Genomic DNA, 19,104 nt, shown 5'->3' with positions numbered 1-19,104 from the left:
GCCCCGATGACTGCCTCCCCGACATCCGCTTCTGCCGCGACGACCCTGTCCGGCCTGTTCTCCCAGCACCATCGCCACTGCGACGAGGCTTTCGCCGCCGCGGAAAAAGCCGTATCCGGCGGCGACTGGGCTGTGGCCGAGACCGCCTTTGATACGTTTTCCACCGACCTGCTGGCCCACTTCGCCGCCGAGGAGGAGCAGCTCTTTCCCGCCTTCGAAGCCGCCTCCGGCATGACCGGCGGGCCCACTTCGGTGATGCGCCACGAACACGTGCAGATGCGTGGCCTGCTGGCCAATGCCCGCCAGGCCCTGGCCGACCGGGATGCGGACGCCTTTCTCGGCGAGACCGACACCCTGCTGATCCTCATGGAGCAGCACAACCTCAAGGAAGAAGGCGTCCTCTACCCCATGTGCGACGCCCACTTGGCGCCCCGGGCGGCCGAACTGCTGGAGCGCTGCGCCGCCGCGCTGGGAACGATGTGACGTCAAGAACGGTCGCATAATTCACCGTTCAGTCAATTCAACGCCCCGTCCGGGGAGATTCGTCATGCCACTCAATTTCGCCAATTTCGACGGCCCCGTCATCGATGCCCGGGAGCTGGAACCCCCCGAACCTTTCGTCCGCACCATGGCGGCTCTGGATGACGTGGGGCCGGGCCAGTCCCTCTACCTGGTCCTGCCCCGGGAGCCCTTTCCCCTCTACAACGCCTTGGCGATGAACAGCTTCACCCACGACACCACCTACAGCGACGACGGCCTGGTGGTGGTGCGCATCTTCCGACCATGAAGGACTGACCCGGGTGGCCCGCTCCCCAGCCAGCGCCCTGTCCTACGACCAGGCACCGCCGCTGCACCTGCCGCTGCGCTTTTTCCTCACCGCCCCCCTGTTCGGGATTCTGGCCGGCGGGCTGCTGCTCGTTCGCGGCGGCGCGGTGTTCGCGTCGCGCTGGACTGGCGAGGCCCTGGCCGCCACCCACTGCCTGACCGCCGGGTTCATGCTCCAGATCATGCTTGGTGCCCTGGTTCAGTTCCTGCCGGTGGGCGCGGGCGTGGTCTTGCCCGGGCAGCGGTGGTTGGTGCCCCTGGTGCACGGGGCGGTCACGGCGGGCAGCTTGGCCCTGGTGATTGCCTTCCTCGGTGCGGGGCAGCCGGCCTTTCTGCTGGCCGGGGCGACCCTGGCCCTGGGCGTTGGCGCCTTTGCCCTGGCCGGGGTCATGGCCCTGCGCCGACGTTTCGCCCTGGTGGGCATCGTGGGGGCGCTGCATCTGACATTCCCGGCCCTGCTGGCTACCCTGTTGCTGGGGCTGTGGCTGGTCGGCGGCCTGGCCGGCTGGAGCAATCCGCCGGTTTTCCTGGCCACCGCCCTGCACGCGGGCTGGGGGCTGTTTGGCTGGGCCGGGGGGCTGTTGCTGGGTGTTTCCCTGGTGGTGGTGCCCATGTTCCAGCTCACCCCGGCCTATCCAGGCTGGGTCGGCCGGGGATTGGGGCCGCTCCTGACGCTCCTGCTGCTGGGCTGGAGCGTTGCCCGGCTGGGGGCCGGGGAAGGCAGCGGTGTGCAGGTGCTGCCCTGGTCGCTGCTGCTCGCGGCCGTGGCTTTCGGCTTCTGCCTGGTCACCCTGGGTTTGCAGCGCCGCAGCCGCCGTCCCTGGGGGGACCCGACCCAGCGCTTCTGGCGCCTGGGACTGGTGGGCCTGGCGGCGGCCGCGCTCCTGTGGGGAGCGGGGGAAGCGGGGCGGGGCGTTTGGGGTGTGGGGAACGGCGACCGGCTGGCCCTGTGGATCGGGGTGCTGGCCTTGTTCGGCGGGTTCATCCCGGTGATCTGCGGCATGCTCTACAAAATAATGCCGTTCCTGATCTGGCTCGACTTGCAGAACCGGGGACGGGGGCGGGTGATTCCGCCCAACATGAAGCGCCTGCTGCCAGAAGCGGGCATGATGCGCCACCTGCGCGGCCACGCGGCGGCCTTGGTGGCGTTGCTTGCCGCGCCCCTGGCGCCGGATTGGCTGGCCCCCCTGGCCGGCGCCCTGGTATTGCTCGCCTTCACCCTGCTCGCCGCCAACCTGCTGGGGGGGCTGCGCCTCTACCGGCACGAATGCCGACGCATCGCCGACTGCCTCGACCAAGGATGAGCGAATGACCACTGCCTACCTGATCCTCAAGCACCTGCACGTCACCTGCGTGGCCCTGTCCGGCCTGGGCTTCCTGCTGCGCGGCGGCCTGATGCTGGCCGATTCGCCCCGGCTCCAGGCCCGGGTGTTGCGCATCGCGCCTCACGTGATCGATACCCTGCTGCTGGTCAGCGCCCTCAGCCTGGCAGCCCTGCTGCACCAATACCCCTTCGTCCAAGGGTGGCTCACCGCCAAGGTGTTGGGGCTGCTGGCCTACATCCTGTGCGGCACCGTGGCCTTGAAGCGCGGTCGAACCAAGGGCGTGCGGATCGTCTTTCTGATCCTGGCCCTGGCCTGCTTCGCCTACATCGTTTCGGTGGCCCTGACCCGCAATCCCTGGGGCTTCTTCCTCTTCCTCGCCTGAAAGTCCGTTCCATGTCCGCATCCCTGCTCGGCCCGGCCGCCCCGTCCTTCGACGAACCCCTGGAAATGCTCGACGCCTGCCATGGCCGCATCGAAGCCCAGCTGAAGACCCTGGAACGCCTGGTGGAGCACCTGCCCCGCCATGGCGTCGATACCGCCGCCCGGCAGGCCATCGAGGGGGTGGTGCGTTACTTCACCGTGGCCGCGCCGCACCATCACGAGGACGAGGAAACGGACCTGTTCCCCGCCCTGAAGGCCGCTGTGACTGGCCAGGAGGCTGCCAGCGGCGAGGTGGAGGCCCTGGTCGGGCGCCTGCTAGAGGACCACCGGCGCATGGACGTGGCCCGGGACGCCATGCTCGATCACCTGGGCAAGCTGCTTGCCGGTGGGGCGGCGGACCTGTCGGCCGAGATGGTGGCGGGGTTGGCGGCCCTGTATCGGGAGCACATCGCGCTGGAAACGGCCGAACTGCTGCCCCTGGCCAAGCGGGTGCTGCCGGAGGAGGTGGCGCGCCGTCTGGGCGGGCACATGGCGGCACGGCGCGGGGCGCCGATGCCGTCGTGAAGCGATGAGAGGGAGAGGTCTGGCGATGTGCCCTGAAGGGGCCGTCAGACCGGGGTGTGGCTCATCAGGCGCTTCAGGCCCGGGATGTCGAGGATGCGGATGTGCTTCTGCTGCACCGCGATCAGCCCTTCTTCCTGGAATTTGGAGAAGGAGCGGGAGACGGTTTCGAGCTTGAGGCCCAGGTAGCTGCCGATCTCCTCCCGAGTCATGCGCAGGTAGAACTCGGCGGGGGAATAGCCCCGGGCGACGAAGCGCTGCGACAGGTTGAGCAGGAAGGCCGCCAGGCGTTCTTCGGCGCGCATGGTGCCGAGCAGCATCATCACGCCGTGGTCGCGCACGATCTCCCGGCTCATCACCTTGTGGAAGTGGTTTTGCAGGGTCGGCACCTGGCGCGACAGGCGCTCCAGGTAGTCGAAGGGGATCAGGCAGACCTCGCTGTCTTCCAGGGCGATGGCGTTGCAGGAGTGGTTCTCGCTGCTGATGCCGTCCAACCCGAGCAGTTCGCCGGACATCTGGAAGCCGGTGACCTGGTCGCGGCCGTCCTCCATGATCACGTCGGTCTTGAAGAAGCCGCTGCGGATGGCGTAGAGGGCTTCGAAGGGCTGGCCGGCCCGGTAGAGCAGGTCGCCGCGCTTGACGCGCTTGCGGGTGGAAACGATTTCCTCGAGCTTGGCCATTTCCTGGGAATTCAGGCCGAGCGGCAGGCACAACTCGCGCAGATTGCAGTTGGAACAGGCGGTCTTGATGACCGAAAGATTGACGGTTTTCAGAGCCCGGTTTTCGGACATAACGAGTGCGTGCCCCTAGGCAAATTGCGGTTTGATCCAGGTCAACGTGAATCTGTTCCTTACAATGAATACTTAGGAACAACCCTCATATTACCCTGCAATGGCGCTTCCGCTCTCTTCGACCCCCAACGCCTCCAACGTCGTCTTCGATCCCGAGATCATCCAACGTTTCGACATCAGCGGCCCGCGTTACACGTCCTATCCGACGGCAGACCGTTTTGTCGAAGCCTTCGATGCCGAGGCGCTCAAGGCCTGGCTCGGCAAACGCGAGATCGGCGGTGTGGGCGGGCCGTTGAGTGCGGCGGGACGTGCGTTGTCATTATACTTCCACCTCCCTTTCTGCAATACCATCTGCTACTACTGCGCCTGCAACAAGATCATCACCAAGGATCACGGGCGCAGCGCCAAGTACATCAAGTACCTGGGCAAGGAACTGGCCCTCCAGGCCGAGAGCCTGGACGGCAGCCGCGACGTGGCCCAGTTGCACTGGGGCGGCGGCACGCCCACCTTCCTCTCCCATGACGAGATGCGCCAGTTGATGGCGCTCACCCGCAAGTATTTCCACCTGCTGCCGGACGGCGAGTTCTCCATCGAGGTAGACCCGCGCAAGGTGGATACCGCCACCGTGGAAGTGCTCGGCGAATTGGGCTTCAACCGCATGAGCATCGGCGTGCAGGACTTCGACGAGCGCGTGCAGGTGGCGGTCAACCGCATCCAGTCCGAGGCCGAGACGGTCAACGTGGTCGAAGCGGCCCGGGCCAACGGCTTCCAGTCGATTTCCATGGACCTCATCTACGGCCTGCCGCACCAGACCGTGATGGGCTTCAACCGTACCCTGGAGCGGGTTCTGGCGATGAGCCCGGATCGCCTGTCGATCTACAACTACGCCCACCTGCCGCACCACTTCAAGCCGCAGCGGCGCATCCTCGAGGCCGATCTGCCCAGCGCCGACGCCAAGCTGCAGATCCTGCAACTGGCGATCAAGAAACTCACCGAGGCCGGCTACGTCTTCATCGGCATGGACCACTTCGCCAAGCCCGACGACGAGCTGGCGGTGGCCCAGCGCCAGGGACGGCTGCACCGCAACTTCCAGGGCTACTCGACCCACGCCGACTGCGACATGCTGGCCTTCGGCATCTCGTCGATCGCCAAGGTGGGGCCGACCTACAGCCAGAACGTGCGCACCTTGGACGAGTATTACGACCGTCTCGACGCCGGCCAGCTGCCGGTGCTGCGCGGCCTGGAGCTGACCGCCGACGACATCCTGCGCCGCTCGATCATCCAGGCCCTGATGTGCCACTTCGAGCTGTCCCTGGAGTCCATCGAGATCGCCCACCTGATCGACTTCCGCAAGTATTTCGCCGCCGAGCTGGAGGACCTGCGCGAGATGGAGCAGGCCGGCCTGCTCAAGGTGGACGACAAGTGGATCACCGTGCTGCCCCCAGGGCGGATGCTGGTGCGGGTCATCGCCATGGTGTTCGACCGCTACCTGCGCGCCGACCGGCAGCGCACCCGCTACTCCAAAGTCATCTGACCGCCCGGCCGGCGGCGTTTTTGCCACCGGCGTTTCCCTGCGCCTCCGCTCTCGGCCGCCCCGTCGTTTCCATCCGGATTCGGCGCCCGGGGTAGTACACTGACGCCGTGGATTCCCTGACCCCCGCTTCCCTCCTGCCTTTCCTCATCGTCGGTTTTCTCGGCGGCCCCCACTGCGTCGGCATGTGCGGGGGCATCGTCGTCGCCCTCACCGCGGGGGGCGGCTCGTCACGGCGTGGCCTGCACCTGGCCTACAACCTGGGGCGGATCGCTGCCTACGGCCTGGCCGGCGCGGCCATGGGCGCCCTGGGCGGGCTGCTCGGTGGCCATGGCGCCCTGGCCGCCCAATGGCCGCTGCGCACCGTGCTCTACCTGCTGGCCAGCCTGCTGCTGGTGGGCATGGGCCTGTATCTGCTCGGCTTGCCGCAATTGCTGCTCCCCCTGGAGCGGGGCGGGCAATTCCTGTGGCGGCGCATCCAGCCCCTGACCCGGCGCTTCGTGCCGGTGCGCTCGGCGGCCCAGGCGCTGCCTCTGGGCTTCCTCTGGGGCTTCCTGCCCTGCGGCCTCGTCTACAGCGCCCTGGCATCGGCCCTGGCGGCCGGTTCCGCGGCCCGGGGCGGGGCGATCCTGCTGGCGTTCGGCCTGGGCACCCTGCCCAACCTACTGGCCATGGGCCTGTTGGCGGTTCGGCTCAAGGACTGGGCGCGCCGCCCGGCGATGCGCCGCCTGGCCGGTGTGCTGGTGCTGGGGTACGGCGCCTGGGGATTGTTCGCCGGCCTGCGGTTACTGGTCGCCAACTGAGCAATCGCGCTGACGGAAGGTGGATCGGGGTCGGTACCGGCTGGGCTGGTTCTAAAAGTAAAGCAACAAAACAAACGGGGCACCCTTGGGTGCCCCGTTTGTTTTGCGTGTTGCCGCCGCAGCTCAGGCGGTGCGCGGGTGGTGCGGGCGGGAGAGCTTTTCCCGGAGGACCAGTAGGGCGAACCAGGCCAGGGGGATGGCCACCAGGGAATAGGTGATCCACTGGCCGTACTGGCCTTCCGGCCCCCAGGGCTCGGTGACCATGTGCCAGTACTCATTGTCGATGGGCAGCAGGCCGGTCTCGGTGAATTCGTGGAAGGCGTAGAAGACCAGTTGCAGGGCGAACAGGACCAGGAACACCGAGGTGACCTTAAAGAAGCGGTCGAGGCGGATGCGGCTGCCGAAGCGGCCCCAGCCCCAGGCCACCAGGCCGGCCAGCAGCACGCCGAGGATGCCGCCGATGGCCAGGTCTTCCATGCCTGCGCTGAACAGTACGGCGGAAAGCATCAGGGCGGTTTCCATGCCTTCTCGGGTGATCATCAGCAGGACGAAGGCGAACACGCCGATCCAGGCGCCGCTACCGGTCTTGAGGCTGGCGGCCTCGATGCGGGCGGCGATGTTGGCGCGCATGTGCTTGGCGGCGGAAAGCATGTACACCACCATCGACACCACCAGCACCGCGGCGATGGCGGCTAAGGTGCCTTCCCAGAAGGGCTGGCTTTCCGCCTTGCCGAAGAAGTAGCCGGCGACGACGGAGGCGAGGATGCCGGCGCCGGTGCCCCAGTAAACCGCGGAGGTGAGGGCGTGGCGGCCAGTCTGGCGCAGGTAGGCGAGGGTGATGGCGACGATCAGGAAGGCTTCCAGGCCTTCCCGCAGGGCAATGACAAGGGCTTGCATCATGGCGGGCTTCTCCAGGGGCCGTGGGCGCAGGGGGATCGGAGCGCCGGGCAAAGGAATAGTCTAGCCGATAGCCATGTTAATGAGAATGGCTATCGTTTTTGGCTGGGCCCCGAGGGACATTGCGAGTGCCGGGACCGCCGGCTGGCGTGGGCCCGCCGGCGGTGCAGGGTTATCAGCCGCGCAGGGCGTAGTACTCCACCACCTGCTGCATTTCGATGGGGAAGGGCACGTCCTGGGGGCCGGGCAGATGGCCGACCCGGGCGCTCTGGGCGGTTTCGTCCCACGTCAGCCACTCGGGGCGGGTCAGAGCGGGTTCGGCCAGGCTGGCGCGGATGGCGTCGAGGGGCTTGTCGCTCCGGTGCAGGGTGATGGTGTCGCCGATCTTGAGGCGCACCCCGGGCAGGTCGACCCGGCGCCCGTTCAGGCGCAGATGGCCGTGGCGCACCAGTTGGCGGGCCGCCGGAATGGTGGGGGCGAAGCCGGCGCGGAACACGGCGTTGTCGAAGCGGCGCTCCAGCAGCTCCAGCAGCTTGTCGCCGGTGGGCGTCTTGCTGCGCTTGGCTTCGCTCACCAGGCGGCGCAGCTGGCCTTCGGTCAGGCCGTAGTTGAAGCGCAGCTTCTGCTTTTCCATCAGCTTGGCGCCGAAATCGGACAGGCGTTGGGGCTTGAGGCCGTGCTGGCCGGGGCGATGGGGACGGTCGGCAATGGTCTTGCGCGACAGGCCGGGCAGGTCGAGGCCGAGGGCGCGCATCACCTTGAGGCGCGGGCCGGTATAGCGGGACATAAAGGGCTCCAGTAGGGCGGCCGGATGGGCGTCAGTGGGCGAGGGGCCGGGCGACTTCGTCGGGGGCGTCGAGGCGGTCCAGGTCGGCGTAGGCCTGGGCCAGGTCGGCCCAGTGCCGCAGCATCTGCCGGCAGGTATGGCGCAGGGCCGGCGGCACCTGGGGATCGGGCAGCTTGTCCAGGGCGGCCAGCTTCTGCACGATCAACTGGCACAGATAGGGTTCGCCGCACAGGGCATGCTCGGTCATCCAGGTCATGGCCGCCGAGAGGAGTTCGTTGGCGTCGCCGGGACGCCGGTCGAGGGGCTCGCGCATGGCTCCGCATCCGGTGGGGCGGCGGCCGGAGCCGCCGGTTGCAGGGTTGGGCTGGCGGCCCGGTCCCTGCGCTTCTGGCAGGCGGGGCGTGGCTGGCATCGAGGGGCCGGGTGGGCAGGCTTGGGATAAGCCCTGTCCGGTAATTGGTGATAATAGTTCGCATTTGCTTTTGTCGCAACCCGCAGTGGAATTTGTTCTGGGTGTTCTGGGGCGTGCAGGCGGTGCGACAGAACAGGGCTCCCGGCAATTGGCGTTGCTGCCGTGCCCTACCACCCCGATGCCGTGCGTACCATATTTCACCGGGGAGGGACGTGCCGAGCTGATCGGGCTGCGCCGCAATTTGGAATTGCCGTTCATTGGCCTACCAGGCGAACCCTGACAGAGGGCTGCACCGCGAGCGTTGCAATCCAGGGCTTGTCTTTTTAATGAGAATAATTATCATTTGATGCGCGTGGGGACTATGCCATGTGCCACAACCACCATGCCGCCCGCTTTTACCGACGATCCTTTCACCCCTCGGGAGACCGCCATGAATGCCCTTGCCCAGCCCCTGGTCCAGGATGACGAAGCCGCCAGCATGGCGGCCAGCCTGCTCTACCTGATGAGCGAATACGCCGCCGAGGACAACCCCTTGCTCGCCGCCCTGGTGGCCGGCGAACTGGCAGCCCTGGGCCGTCTGGTCGATCCCCGCTCGCCCCTGGCCTACATGGTCCAGCGCATGACCCGCCGCTGGCGCGCCCTGGCCCAGAGCCGCAGCGGCGAAACCCGGGGGCGCGGCGCCCTGGCGGCCCTGCCGGCGTAAGGTAAGGAGAACGCCGTGCCGATCCGCTTTCCCCTGACCAAGCCCGCGCCGGCAGGCGCCGCCGCCGCGGCTCCCGCCCTCGATCCCGCCGCCCTGGCCCGGGCGGTCGATCCCCTGGCCGCCGGCGAGGATGCCCGGGCCGGCTCCCGGCGCCGCCGCCTGTGGGACGTGAAGCACCAGTACCACTGCCCGGTGATCGGCACCTGCCTGCCCATGGACGTGCTGCGCCGCCTGGCCGAGAAGGCCCGGGTGAGCGTGGGCGGCCTCACCGACTTCGCCCTGCATACCCAGGCCGTGGGCCACGCCGAAGCCCGCACCCCCTTCGCCGAACTGATGCAGAAGGAGCTGGAACGGCGCCACGCCCTGGCCATCAAGCGCTTCAACCAGGCCCGGGACGAAGCCGCCCTGTGGCAGCTGTGGTGCGACGCCGTGGCCCGGGGCGAAGTGCCGGGAGCCCTGTGGGCGGTGTGGACCCACCCCCGCTGCGGCAACGACCTGGCCCACCGCATCTACGGCGAGGTGCACATGATTTCGCACCAGATGGGCGCCGGCCAGACCGCCGACCTGCAACGCCTGTCCCAACTCGCCGCCACCGTGGCCGAACTGCGCGGCAAGCTCGACGCCCTGACCGAACGGACCGCCGAGCGGTTGGCGGAAAAGGTGGACGAGCTGGAAGCCCTGCGCCAGCAGGTGGCCACCCTGGAAGCCGCCGCCGCCGAGCGCGACGCCCTGCGCGGCCGCGTCGAGTCCCTGGAAACGGCCACCGGCCAGGCCGCCGAGCGCATCGACGGCTGGCGGCGCCAGGCCGACAGCCAGTCCCGCCGCGCTGACCGGGCCGAAGCCCGGGCCCGGGCGCTGGAGCGGGCCCTGGCTGAGGCCCGCGACGAACTGGCCGAGGTCCGCGCCGAGGCCGCCGCCGCCGAAACCGCCCTCGGCGCCTGGAGCGGCGGGTCGGGGGGCGAATCCGGCGGCGCGACGCCGCCGTCCTGCTCTGCCCCGTGCGCCGCTTCGGCGCCCCGGCTGGCGGGCCAGGCGGTGCTGTGCGTCGGTGGCATTCCGGCCCTCACCGAGGCCTACCGGCAGATCGTGGAAAAGGCCGGCGGGCGCTTCGTGCATCACGACGGCGGGCTGGAGGACAACCCCCGGGCCCTGGAAGGAACCCTGGCGGCGGCCGACGCCGTGATCTGCCAGGCCGGCTGCATCAGCCACGGCGCCTACTGGCGGCTCAAGGACCACTGCAAGCGCACCGGCAAGCCCTGCGTCTATCTCAAGCGGGCCAGCGTCACCAGCTTCGTGCGTGGCGTCGTCCAGGTGGCCGAGGGGGCGCCGGTCTTGCACAGCGGCGAGGATGAGAAGACGTATCGCTAACGAAATGGGGCGGCAACGTTGAAAAGGCCGGGGGGAGCATCCAGAATGGAGGTCCAGGCCGCCCGCCGGTCACCCCTTTCCCCCTTCCCACTTTCCAGACACGGAGCCTGCCCATGAAAGGCGACAAGAAGATCATTGGTCACCTGAACAGCCTGCTCGCCGGCGAACTGACCGCCATCGACCAGTACTTCATCCACGCCGAGATGTACAAGGACATGGGCCTCAACGCTCTGTTCGAGCGCATCAACCACGAGATGGAGGACGAGCGCGAGCACGCCCGCCAGCTGATCGCCCGCATCCTGTTCCTGGAAGGCGTGCCCGACCTGACCAAGCGCGAGCCGGCCATCAAGGTCGGCAAGGACGTGCCGGGCATGCTGGAAAGCGATCTGGCCCTGGAATACGCCGTGGTCAAGCATCTCAAGGACGTCATCGCCGAAACCGAGAAGGCCCAGGACTACGTCACCCGGGACATGCTCGTGGCCATGCTCGACGACACCGAGGAAGACCACACCCACTGGCTGGAAAAGCAGCTGCGCCTGATCAAGCTCACCGGCTTGCAGAACTACATCCAGTCCCAGATGGGCAGCGCCGCGTAAGCATCGCTCTGCGCCCCAAACGAAAAGCCCCCGCAACGCGGGGGCTTTTTCATTGGCGCCGCTGGAGCGGCACTGGCAGCACTAACGGCAGAGCTGCCTGGAGAACCGCGCCCATGGCCGATCTCCACGCTGGCATGACGAGGATCGAGGAATGGCGCGGCGTTTCACCGGGTATGCCTGGGAATCGGCCACTGGCGCGGGTTTTCGCGGTGCAGATTTCAGCGTCCCGGGATTGAAGCGGCCGAGGGTGCCGTCCGGCGCGGCCCCAGGGGCAGAGCCAGGTATTCGCCCTGGCGGCGCAGGCGCAGCAGGGCGGCCTCGCCGGCCGGCAGGCGTTGCACCGCCCGGTTGAAGTCCGCCAGGGTCGGCACCGGCTGGCCGTCCAGGGATTCGATCTCGTCCCCCGGTTCCAGGCCGTTGCCCTCGGCTGTCCCGTAGCTGGCCAGGATGCGCAGCGGGCCAGCCTTGTCCCGGGCGCCCGGCAGGGTCGCCGGCTCTTGCAGGATCAGCCCCAGCTCCCGGGCCGGGTCCTGGGCGTTGGCGTTGTGGCGCGGCCGGGGGCGGGTCTCCTCTTCCCCCAGGGCCACGGTGACGCGGCGGCGGGACTGGTCGCGCCAGACGTCCAGTTCGAGCCGTTCCCCGGGGCTGGAAACCGCCAGGGCCCGGTGCAGGGCGCCCACGTCGGCCAGGGCGGCGCCGCCGATGCCAACCACCAGGTCGCCGCTTTTCAGTCCGGCCCGGGAAGCCGGCGTGCCGGGATGAACCCGGGTGAGCAGGGCGCCCCGCCGCTGGCCGAGGAGCCGGGCGCTGTTCTCGGCGGGGAAGATGTCGGCGCCCAGCCAGCCGCGCTTCACCTGACGGTCCCGCAGCAGCAGGGCGGCGACGCGCAGGGCCTCGTCGATGGGGATGGCGAAGGCGATGCTGGTGTAGCCGCCGGAACGGGAGAAAGCCAGGGAGTTGATGCCGACGATGCGCCCGGCGGCGTCGAACAGGGGACCGCCGGAATTGCCCGGGTTGATCGCCGCGTCGGTCTGGATGAAGGCCACGTGGGGGTTGCTCGGCACGAAACGGCCAGTGGCGCTGACGATGCCGGAGGTCACCGTGTGGGCCAGGCCGAAGGGGGCGCCGATGGCGAACAGGGCATCCCCCGGGCGCAGGGCCGCCGGGTCGCCGATGGGCGGCGGCGGGGCGGCCAGTACCGGCTCGGTACTCAGCACCGCCACGTCGGTGGTCTGGTCGCTACCCACCAGGGTGGCGGCGTACTCCCGGCCGTCGTGGCCGATCACGGCGATTTCCCGGGCGTTGCGCACCACGTGGGCGTTGGTCAGCAGGTGGCCCCGGGCGTCGAAGACGAAGCCCGAGCCGGTCCCGCCGGGCAGGGGAGCGGGCTCTATGGCGGGGAATGCCGGGTTCGGCGGGAGGGCCGCCGGGACGGCGCGGCGCACCTTGATCTGCACCACCGCCGGCAGCCGCGCCGCCACCTGCTCGGCCAAGGATGGCGGAGGGTCGAAGGCCGGGGTAGCGGCATGGGCGGCGGGAACGTTCAGGGCGCAGGCCAGCAGGATGGCGGTGACGGCAGGCCGGAAGGGGCGGACGAGGCGAGAGGCGGGGGTGTGGTGGAACATCGGTCGGGAGTCGCGTTGGCTGGGCTGGCTTTGGCTGGGGGGGGGATGGGGGGGGCGCTGGCGCTCACAGCGCTTCAAGGAAGGCGTGCAGGGCGTCGATTTCCGCCTCGTCGAGCTGGCGGGCGCGGATCAGGGGCGACTTGCGCGGCCGGTAAGGGTCGGCCTCGGCCGTCGCCTTGGGCGTCAGGTTGCCCATGCCGGCGTTGTACATGCGCAGCAGGCCTTTCAGGTCGGGAAAAATGCCATTGTGCATCCACGGCCCGGCCCGGGCCACGTTGCGCAGGCTGGGGGTGCGGAAGGCCCCCAGGTCGGCCTTGTTCCGGGTCACCTCGAAGCGGCCCAGATCCTGGTTGCGCCGGCCGTAGAACGACAGGCCGATGTCGTGAAAGCCATGATCGGTGAGCAGGGGGCCGTAGTGGCAGTTGAGGCAGCCGGCCTTGGTGCGGAACAGGTGCAGGCCGGTCAGGGCGCCATCGGACAAGGCCGCCGCGTCCCCGGCGAGAAAGCGGTCGAAGGCCGTGGCCTCGGGGCGCAGGGTGCGCACGAAGGCCGCCAGGGCCTGGGCCAGGGTGGCCTCGTCCGGGTCGGCGGTGCCGAAGGCGGCCCGCCAGGGCGCCCGGTACTCGTCCAGGCCCTTGATCCGGGCCACGGCCTGGGGCAGGGGATGGTTCATCTCCACCGGGTTGGCGATGGGGCCGACCACCTGCTCTTCCAGGGAGCCGGCCCGGCCATCCCAGAACAGGCGCGGCGCAAAGGGGGCGGCGAGCAGGGGCGGGGTGCGGCGCCGGCCCATCAGCCGGTCCTCGCCCACGGCCAGGGGCTTGCCGTCGGTGAACGCCTTTTCCGGCCGGTGGCAGCCGGCGCAGGACAGCTCGCCCTTTGCCGACAGGCGCGGGTCGAAGAACAGGCGCCGCCCCAATTCCACCCGGGCCGGCGTGCCGGGGTTGTCGGCCGGCGTCGGCGCCACGGCGGGTACTGGCCCCAGCTCCTGCCATGCCACGCCCGCCTCCACCTCGGGCGCCGGCCAGGCGGCGGCTGGCGCGGCATAGAGGCGGCGCAGGCAGGCGGCGTCCCAGCCGTTGGCGGCGCGGCAATCGGGGGCGGCCGGCGCCGGCAGGGCGGTCGGGGCCGCGCTCAGGGCGGCGGCCAGGCAGGCCGCTCGCAGGCCATGGATCGCGTGGGTCCGCGCATGAGTCTTCATGGTCGCTCCCCTCAGAACCGGTAGCCGACTTCGAGCCAGTACTGGCGGCCCTTTTCGTAGACGAGGTCGGTGCCCGTCAGCTCGATGGCGTTGCTGCGGTTGAGCACGTTGTCCACCGACAGGGTGACGTAGGCCTCCTGTTCGCGCACCGTGGGCATGGACCAGTTGATACGCATGTCCCAGGTGATGGCCTTGCCCACCGTCTGCTTCTCGTAGACGTCGATCTGGGTGCCGTTGTAGTCGGCCTTTTTGCCCGTGGCGACGATCTTTTCGTAGCTCTGGCGGAGCCGGAAGAAGTTGCCGATGGTCAGGCGGGCCGAGGGGATGACGGTGTTGAAGAGCACCCGGCCGGTCATCGGCCGGTTGTAGTTGTCGGCGGGCCGGTCGATCCAGCGAGTGACCTTGCCGTTGTAGAGGATCACCTTGTCCAGCTCGTTCTGCAGGTTGCTGATGGTGTCGCTGTAATCGGCGTGGGAAGTCTTCACCCGGGTGCGGTCCAGCCCCAGGGTGACGGTGGTGTAGGTGCCGGCCAGCTTGATCGGCGCCAGGGTCTCGGCGGTCAGGGACCAGGTGTCGGCGCTCGAACTGCCCACGTTGTCGTAGGCGTAATCGCCGGCCTGGCGCAGGTGCAGGATCACCTCGTCGCGGCCCTTGCGGGTCACGTACTTGAGGTTCCACAGCATGCCCCCGGCCTTCTGGCTGATGCCCGCCATCTGCTCGTCGGCATAGGGGACTTTCAGCTCCCCCAGGTGGTACATCTTCCAGGTGTTGCTCTGGGTCGGCGTCGGCCAGGCCGTGAGCACGCCGCCGGAAACCGAGCGGGTCTGCACGGCGGTTTGCAGGGACAGGCGCTCGGCCTGGGTCCGGTAGATCATGAAGTTGCGGCCGTAGTAGCGGTTGAGGCCCGCCTCGATCCGGGTGGTGCCGTCCCCCAGCACGTCCCAGAACAGGGTGCTGCGCGGCGCCCAGGTGGCCTTGGGCGCCAGGTCGTCGCTGTCGTAGCGGGCCCCCAGGCGCAGGCGGACCGTGCCCAGGCGCATCTCGTCCTGGAGGAAGAAGGCCCGGCCGGTGTTGTTCACCTCGAACTTGCCGGCGAAGTAGATCAGGCGACTCCTCAGGTACTGCCCCTGGCCGGCGGGGGCGTTGTAGGGCGTGGACATGGAGCAGTTCTCCGTATCCACCCCGCCGCCGGCGGTGGCGCAGGTGGTGGTGTTGGTCGAGGCGGTGTATTGCTCGTAGGGCGTCTTGCGCTCGTAGTACGAACGCTGGCGGTCGAGTTCCAGGCCGGCCTGGAGGCGGTGCTCCAGGCCCAGCAGGGCGAAGGGCTTCCAGTCGCTCTTGAGTTGGTAGGTCAGGTTTTCCTGGGACTGGTCCACATCGCCCCATCCCCCTTCGCCGCTGTTGCCGTTGGGCTTGCCCCAGTTCTTCTCGGCCGAGTAGCGCCACAGCCGCCAGACGTTGCTGTCGGTGCGGCGCGAGCTGTCCATCTGGCTCCACACCAGCCGGTGGGTCAGGGTGGCGCCGCCCAGGGGGTGGTGCAGCCCGAAGTTGAGGCCGATGCCGCCGTTTTCCAGTTCGAAGTAGGAATTCTTGGCGTCCTTGACGAAGTAGCGGCCGATGCCGGGAGCGTAGAGCACCGAGAAATCCGCCCCCACGTCCTTGCTCGGCGTCCAGAAGCCGCGCAGGAAGTAGTTGTCGGAAATGCGCTCCTGCTGCTTGCGGTTCTCGTCGCCGCCGCTGGACAGGTTGTTGCTGTAGCCGTTGAGGGGGATCACCGAGGTGCGCCGCACGAAGCTGCCGATCAGGCCCAGTTCGTCGCTCGGCTTGCCCTGGAGCGCCATGCGGTAGCTCCACTTCTCGAACTTGGGCTGGTAGGTGGCGTCGGCCGAGGACGCGTAGGCCTGTTCCTGGGCGTCGCTCAACTTGTAGCGGGTCCAGGAGTCCCGGGTGGTTTCCACCGACACTTGGCCGGCGAACGCCTTGGTCGGGGCGCAGGTGTCCGCCTGCACCACGCCGCCGGAGAAGCGGCCGTATTCGGCGCCGACGTTGGAATCGCGCACCGTCACCCGGCACACCAGGCTGGTGTCGACGGCGAAGCCCTGGCTGGCCGAGGGCGGGCTGGCGTTGTTGTTGGCGTTGTTCGGCGTGGCGACGGTGGTGGCCGGATTGATGTCGTTGTTGAAGGACATGCCGTCCATCAGGTACAGGTTGCTGTAGAACTTGGCCCCGTTGATGCTGACGTCGGCCGGGGCGATTTCCCCCAGGCGCCCGGTGTGCTGGTCGTTGTTGGCGAATTGCACGTTGGGGTTGATCTTGAGCAGGCTGGTGATGTCGCCGTTGCCCAGGGGCATGGCGTCGATCGTGTCCCGGTCCAGGGTCATGGTGCCCAGGGATTCGCGCTTGCTCAGCACATGCACTTCGGGGAGCTGCTTTTCACCCTGGGCCCCGGCCGGGTTGGGCTGGCGGGCGGCCACGATCACCGCGCCGCTGTCCCCCACCAGCCGGTAGCCGAGGCCGCTGCCGGCCAGCAGCCGGTCCAGGGCCTCCAGGGGGGTGAGCGCCCCCGACACGGCGGGGGCGCTGTGCCCCCCCACCAGTTCCGGAGGGAAGGAAATCGACCAGCGGGTCTGCTCGCCCAGGGAAATCAGGGCGCTGCCCAAGGACTGGGCGGGGATGTGCAGGGCCGGCGGCGTGGCCGATGCGGTCGATGCGGCCGATGTGGCGGCCGAGGCCGCCGGGGCAGCCAGGGCGAGGGCCACGGCCAGGGCGGAACGGCGCAGCCAAAAGCGAGGAGAAGGAGGGAGAAGGGGGAATCCGCACATCGGGGGGATGTCCTCGAAAACAGTGTCGATATCCCCAAGACGTTTGCCGCGCCGTTCTCCCTCACTTGCCTCCGGATTTTTTTTCGCCGGCCCGCACCACGAACAGGCCGGGCAGCCGGTCCAGGCGCAGACCGGCCCCGTGGGCCAGCAGCGCCAGGGCCTGGTCCGGGCGGGCCGGGTCCACCACCCCGGACACCTTGACGTGGCGGGCCTCGCCCAGAACCAGGATGGGCTGGCGGGTGTAGCGGCCGAGCTGGGATGCGGCCCGGGCGAGGGGTATCGCTTCGAACACCAGCATGCCCCGGGTCCAGGCCGGCGATCCGGCCGGCTGCCCCGGTGTGGCCGGGGGCAGGGCGGCATCGTCCGGGCCGACGGCGATGGCATCGCCGGGGCCGAGCAGCCGCTCTGCCTCGGTGTCGGCGCAGGCCGTGCAGCGCACCGCCACCTTGCTCTCGAAGACGGCGACCCGGGTGGTGTCGTCGTCCCGCGCCACCTCGAAGCGGGTGCCCAGGGCCCGGGCGCGGGCCTGGGGCGTGGCCACGGTGAACGGCGCCGGGGTGTCGCCGCCGCTCGGCTTGCGGGCCACTTCGAACAGGGCCCGGCCGCGCAGCAGCCGTATCTCCCGGGCGTCGGCCCCCAGGGCGACGGCGATGGCCGAATCGGCGTCGAGGGTCACGGTGGAGCCGTCGGCCAGGGTGACCGTGCGGATCTCGCCGGTGCCGCTCGCGTAGTCGGCCTCCAGCTCCTGCCAGAGCCTGGGCGCGGCCGTGCCCAGCAGCAATGCCAGGCCCAGGGCGCCCAGGGTGGCGGCCCGGCGGCGGCCGGTGGCGCCGGAAGGGCGCAGGCGCCGGCCGTCCACCTGGCCCAGGCGTTGCCACAGGCCGGCCAGCCGCTCGTAGGCCGCGGCGTGGGCCGGATCGGCGGCGTACCAGGCGGCGAAGCGGGCCTCGTCCTCGGCGGAAAGGGCGGCGTTGCTGCGCCGCACGACCCAGCGCGAGGCTTCGGCCTGGAGGCGTTCGGTCGGCGCGTTGGCGGTGGCGGAGGGCACGGGCTCAGGCCTCGTCGAGCACGGCCTGGCAGGCCAGCAGCAGGCGGATCATGTGTTTTTCCACGGCGCTCACCGAGATGCCCAGTTCGGCGGCCACCTGGGCGTGGGACAGGCCGTCCACCTTGTGGCGCAGAAAGACTTCCACGGTGCGCGGCGGCTGGGCCAGGATGGTCGCCTCCAGGCGCCGGATGGTCTGGCGCAAGGCCGCCAGGTGGGCCGTGTCCGGGGCGCTGGCGTCGGCGACCCCGGCCAGCTGGCCGTAGTCGGCCAGCAACTCGCCCTCCCGGCCGCGCTGGCGGTGCCAGTCCACCGCGATGTTGGCCGCCACGCGGAAGACGTAGCCGCGCAGGTTGTCCACCGGCTCGGCGGGCCTGGCCTTACACAGCTTGAACCAGCAGTCCTGGGCGCAATCCTGGGCGGCGTGGCGGCAGCCGGTGCGGCGGGACAGGAAATCCACCAGCTCTCGGTAGTGGTCCAGGTAGATGCGGGTGAGGGCGGTCATGGCCGGCGGCGGGTCAGGGGGCCGGGGCGGCGGCGCCCGCCGGGCTGGCCTCGCCGGCCTCGGGCACGTAGACGATCGAGCCGTCCTGCATCCGGTAGGCGGTGCCGGCCTTGGCGCCCTGGCCTTCGCCGATGGCACCGCTGGCCTTGTACTTCTCGATCTTCTCGCCCTTCTTCACCACCACCTCCATGGAGGGCTTGCCCGGGTCGGTGATGACGGTCACGTCCTGGTGCGAGAAGGGGTTCATCAGCGGGTTCTTGGCCACGGTGATGAGCAGGGCGGCGATGATCACCAGGAAGATGTCGATCAGGTTCACCACCGACAGGATCGGGTCCTCGGTTTCCGGCTCGTGCAGGAGCTTCAAGGCCATCACGCCACCTCCTGGACCGGGTAGGTGGGCAGGGGGTGGCCGTGGCCGGCGGGGCCGTTCCGCTTCAGGGCGGCGATCTCCAGCAGTTCCTCGGCCAGCCAGCGGCGGCGCACGTTCACCACCCAGTAGGTGATGGAGGCGGCGATCAGGGCCAGGATCACGGCGGAAAAGGCCACCGTCAGGTTTTCCGAGACCTGGGCCAGGTTGCCGTCGGACAGGGACTTCAGCGCCGGCCCCATGGGGATCATGGTCGCCACCAGGCCGAGCATGGGGGTCACCCGGCTGGCGATGCGGGCGTTCTCCAGGGCCTTGTGGGCGGCCAGGTCGAGCTCGTCCTCGGTCAGGTCGGGCCGGGCCAGGTAGGCGCGCAGCAGGGGGCGGCCGGCCCGGTCCCGGCGGCGCTGGGCGAACTGGCGCAGGAAGCTGCCCAGCACCCAGAAGGCGTAGAGAAAGAGCAGGGCGATGAGGGCCAGGGTGGGCAGCAAAAAGAGCTGGCCGACTTGGTACATGGAGCCTTCGAGCAGGGTTTGCATGGCGGTCCTTTGCGAATCGGATG

The 19,104-nt window shown here is 69.2% G+C and carries 21 protein-coding genes; 10 read left to right on the top strand and 11 right to left on the bottom strand.

Annotated features, from left to right (window positions below):
- Positions 1 to 6: 6 nt before the first annotated feature.
- From V7Z98_RS01785 to V7Z98_RS01765, 5 genes are all read left to right on the top strand, one after another.
- Entirely contained in the window at positions 7 to 483 is a 477-nt protein-coding gene (locus V7Z98_RS01785) for a hemerythrin domain-containing protein (RefSeq protein ID WP_293259777.1), read from the top strand.
- Between the two features lie 64 nt (positions 484 to 547).
- Positions 548 to 787, top strand: a complete 240-nt coding sequence (locus V7Z98_RS01780; RefSeq protein WP_334156774.1) for a DUF2249 domain-containing protein — start codon at positions 548 to 550, stop codon at positions 785 to 787.
- Positions 788 to 800: 13 nt separating this feature from the next.
- Positions 801 to 2,129, top strand: coding sequence for a hypothetical protein (locus V7Z98_RS01775; RefSeq protein WP_334156773.1), 1,329 nt, complete (start codon positions 801 to 803; stop codon positions 2,127 to 2,129).
- Positions 2,130 to 2,133: 4 nt separating this feature from the next.
- On the top strand, positions 2,134 to 2,532 hold the full coding sequence (locus V7Z98_RS01770; protein WP_334156772.1) for a SirB2 family protein: 399 nt from the start codon (positions 2,134 to 2,136) through the stop codon (positions 2,530 to 2,532).
- Between the two features lie 11 nt (positions 2,533 to 2,543).
- Positions 2,544 to 3,095 carry a hemerythrin domain-containing protein gene (locus V7Z98_RS01765; protein WP_334156771.1) on the top strand — a complete coding sequence of 184 codons (552 nt, stop codon included), beginning with the start codon at positions 2,544 to 2,546 and terminating at the stop codon, positions 3,093 to 3,095.
- 44 nt (positions 3,096 to 3,139) lie between these two features.
- Here the strand turns inward: V7Z98_RS01765 and fnr are convergent, their stop codons facing one another.
- Entirely contained in the window at positions 3,140 to 3,883 is a 744-nt protein-coding gene (fnr, locus tag V7Z98_RS01760; protein WP_334156770.1) for a fumarate/nitrate reduction transcriptional regulator Fnr, read from the bottom strand.
- Positions 3,884 to 3,983: 100 nt separating this feature from the next.
- On the opposite strand from fnr, the gene hemN reads away from it, so the two are divergent.
- Together hemN and V7Z98_RS01750 are read left to right on the top strand one after the other, a co-directional pair.
- Positions 3,984 to 5,417, top strand: coding sequence for an oxygen-independent coproporphyrinogen III oxidase (gene hemN, locus V7Z98_RS01755; RefSeq protein WP_334156769.1), 1,434 nt, complete (start codon positions 3,984 to 3,986; stop codon positions 5,415 to 5,417).
- A 116-nt stretch (positions 5,418 to 5,533) separates the two neighbouring features.
- Complete coding sequence (locus tag V7Z98_RS01750; RefSeq protein WP_442951804.1) at positions 5,534 to 6,217, top strand: sulfite exporter TauE/SafE family protein; 684 nt, start codon at positions 5,534 to 5,536, stop codon at positions 6,215 to 6,217.
- 123 nt (positions 6,218 to 6,340) lie between these two features.
- Here V7Z98_RS01750 and V7Z98_RS01745 read toward each other — a convergent pair whose 3' ends face one another.
- From V7Z98_RS01745 to V7Z98_RS01735, 3 genes are all read right to left on the bottom strand, one after another.
- Positions 6,341 to 7,117: an FTR1 family iron permease gene (locus V7Z98_RS01745; RefSeq protein ID WP_334156767.1), complete on the bottom strand. Its 777-nt coding sequence runs from the start codon at positions 7,115 to 7,117 to the stop codon at positions 6,341 to 6,343.
- A 172-nt stretch (positions 7,118 to 7,289) separates the two neighbouring features.
- Entirely contained in the window at positions 7,290 to 7,901 is a 612-nt protein-coding gene (gene rpsD, locus V7Z98_RS01740) for a 30S ribosomal protein S4 (RefSeq protein WP_334156766.1), read from the bottom strand.
- Positions 7,902 to 7,932: 31 nt separating this feature from the next.
- Entirely contained in the window at positions 7,933 to 8,214 is a 282-nt protein-coding gene (locus V7Z98_RS01735; protein WP_334156765.1) for a hypothetical protein, read from the bottom strand.
- A gap of 529 nt (positions 8,215 to 8,743) precedes the next feature.
- Between V7Z98_RS01735 and V7Z98_RS01730 the strand changes: the two genes are divergently transcribed.
- The 3 genes from V7Z98_RS01730 to bfr all read left to right on the top strand — a co-directional run bounded on the left by V7Z98_RS01730 (position 8,744) and on the right by bfr (position 10,980).
- Positions 8,744 to 9,016: a hypothetical protein gene (locus tag V7Z98_RS01730; RefSeq protein WP_293259809.1), complete on the top strand. Its 273-nt coding sequence runs from the start codon at positions 8,744 to 8,746 to the stop codon at positions 9,014 to 9,016.
- Between the two features lie 15 nt (positions 9,017 to 9,031).
- Positions 9,032 to 10,384 carry a DUF2325 domain-containing protein gene (locus V7Z98_RS01725; protein ID WP_334156764.1) on the top strand — a complete coding sequence of 451 codons (1,353 nt, stop codon included), beginning with the start codon at positions 9,032 to 9,034 and terminating at the stop codon, positions 10,382 to 10,384.
- A 113-nt stretch (positions 10,385 to 10,497) separates the two neighbouring features.
- A complete protein-coding gene (bfr, locus tag V7Z98_RS01720) occupies positions 10,498 to 10,980 on the top strand; it encodes a bacterioferritin (protein ID WP_293259815.1) in 483 nt (160 codons plus the stop codon).
- Between the two features lie 218 nt (positions 10,981 to 11,198).
- Here bfr and V7Z98_RS01715 read toward each other — a convergent pair whose 3' ends face one another.
- From V7Z98_RS01715 to V7Z98_RS01685, 7 genes are all read right to left on the bottom strand, one after another.
- The gene (locus tag V7Z98_RS01715) at positions 11,199 to 12,605 is read right to left on the bottom strand and encodes a trypsin-like peptidase domain-containing protein (RefSeq protein WP_334156763.1); all 1,407 of its coding nucleotides are present in this window, start codon (positions 12,603 to 12,605) and stop codon (positions 11,199 to 11,201) included.
- Positions 12,606 to 12,669: 64 nt separating this feature from the next.
- Positions 12,670 to 13,806 (bottom strand): cytochrome-c peroxidase, encoded by a 1,137-nt coding sequence (locus V7Z98_RS01710; RefSeq protein WP_334156762.1) that lies wholly within the window; start codon positions 13,804 to 13,806, stop codon positions 12,670 to 12,672.
- Positions 13,807 to 13,817: 11 nt separating this feature from the next.
- The gene (locus V7Z98_RS01705; RefSeq protein ID WP_334156761.1) at positions 13,818 to 16,628 is read right to left on the bottom strand and encodes a TonB-dependent receptor; all 2,811 of its coding nucleotides are present in this window, start codon (positions 16,626 to 16,628) and stop codon (positions 13,818 to 13,820) included.
- Positions 16,629 to 16,689: 61 nt separating this feature from the next.
- The gene (locus V7Z98_RS01700) at positions 16,690 to 17,676 is read right to left on the bottom strand and encodes a FecR family protein (RefSeq protein ID WP_334156760.1); all 987 of its coding nucleotides are present in this window, start codon (positions 17,674 to 17,676) and stop codon (positions 16,690 to 16,692) included.
- Between the two features lie 4 nt (positions 17,677 to 17,680).
- On the bottom strand, positions 17,681 to 18,178 hold the full coding sequence (locus V7Z98_RS01695; RefSeq protein WP_334156759.1) for an RNA polymerase sigma factor: 498 nt from the start codon (positions 18,176 to 18,178) through the stop codon (positions 17,681 to 17,683).
- Between the two features lie 13 nt (positions 18,179 to 18,191).
- Entirely contained in the window at positions 18,192 to 18,548 is a 357-nt protein-coding gene (locus V7Z98_RS01690) for a DUF2149 domain-containing protein (protein WP_334156758.1), read from the bottom strand.
- Positions 18,548 to 19,081 (bottom strand): MotA/TolQ/ExbB proton channel family protein, encoded by a 534-nt coding sequence (locus tag V7Z98_RS01685; protein ID WP_334156757.1) that lies wholly within the window; start codon positions 19,079 to 19,081, stop codon positions 18,548 to 18,550. The genes V7Z98_RS01690 and V7Z98_RS01685 overlap by 1 nt, the downstream gene beginning before the upstream one ends.
- Positions 19,082 to 19,104 lie beyond the last annotated feature (23 nt).

This window comes from Oryzomicrobium sp. (assembly GCF_036820405.1).
Taxonomy (GTDB): Bacteria; Pseudomonadota; Gammaproteobacteria; order Burkholderiales; family Rhodocyclaceae; genus Oryzomicrobium.
This window is presented reverse-complemented; position numbering and strand designations above follow the sequence as displayed.

Coding starts and splice junctions, on each gene's coding strand:
- V7Z98_RS01710 (WP_334156762.1), bottom strand. CDS start 13,806: ATGAAGACTCATGCGCGGACCCACGCGATCCATGGCCTGCGAGCGGCC.
- V7Z98_RS01735 (WP_334156765.1), bottom strand. CDS start 8,214: ATGCGCGAGCCCCTCGACCGGCGTCCCGGCGACGCCAACGAACTCCTC.
- rpsD (WP_334156766.1), bottom strand. CDS start 7,901: ATGTCCCGCTATACCGGCCCGCGCCTCAAGGTGATGCGCGCCCTCGGC.
- V7Z98_RS01730 (WP_293259809.1), top strand. CDS start 8,744: ATGAATGCCCTTGCCCAGCCCCTGGTCCAGGATGACGAAGCCGCCAGC.
- fnr (WP_334156770.1), bottom strand. CDS start 3,883: ATGTCCGAAAACCGGGCTCTGAAAACCGTCAATCTTTCGGTCATCAAG.
- V7Z98_RS01695 (WP_334156759.1), bottom strand. CDS start 18,178: ATGACCGCCCTCACCCGCATCTACCTGGACCACTACCGAGAGCTGGTG.
- V7Z98_RS01690 (WP_334156758.1), bottom strand. CDS start 18,548: ATGGCCTTGAAGCTCCTGCACGAGCCGGAAACCGAGGACCCGATCCTG.
- V7Z98_RS01685 (WP_334156757.1), bottom strand. CDS start 19,081: ATGCAAACCCTGCTCGAAGGCTCCATGTACCAAGTCGGCCAGCTCTTT.
- V7Z98_RS01770 (WP_334156772.1), top strand. CDS start 2,134: ATGACCACTGCCTACCTGATCCTCAAGCACCTGCACGTCACCTGCGTG.
- V7Z98_RS01765 (WP_334156771.1), top strand. CDS start 2,544: ATGTCCGCATCCCTGCTCGGCCCGGCCGCCCCGTCCTTCGACGAACCC.
- bfr (WP_293259815.1), top strand. CDS start 10,498: ATGAAAGGCGACAAGAAGATCATTGGTCACCTGAACAGCCTGCTCGCC.
- V7Z98_RS01745 (WP_334156767.1), bottom strand. CDS start 7,117: ATGATGCAAGCCCTTGTCATTGCCCTGCGGGAAGGCCTGGAAGCCTTC.
- V7Z98_RS01715 (WP_334156763.1), bottom strand. CDS start 12,605: ATGTTCCACCACACCCCCGCCTCTCGCCTCGTCCGCCCCTTCCGGCCT.
- hemN (WP_334156769.1), top strand. CDS start 3,984: ATGGCGCTTCCGCTCTCTTCGACCCCCAACGCCTCCAACGTCGTCTTC.
- V7Z98_RS01705 (WP_334156761.1), bottom strand. CDS start 16,628: ATGTGCGGATTCCCCCTTCTCCCTCCTTCTCCTCGCTTTTGGCTGCGC.
- V7Z98_RS01780 (WP_334156774.1), top strand. CDS start 548: ATGCCACTCAATTTCGCCAATTTCGACGGCCCCGTCATCGATGCCCGG.
- V7Z98_RS01785 (WP_293259777.1), top strand. CDS start 7: ATGACTGCCTCCCCGACATCCGCTTCTGCCGCGACGACCCTGTCCGGC.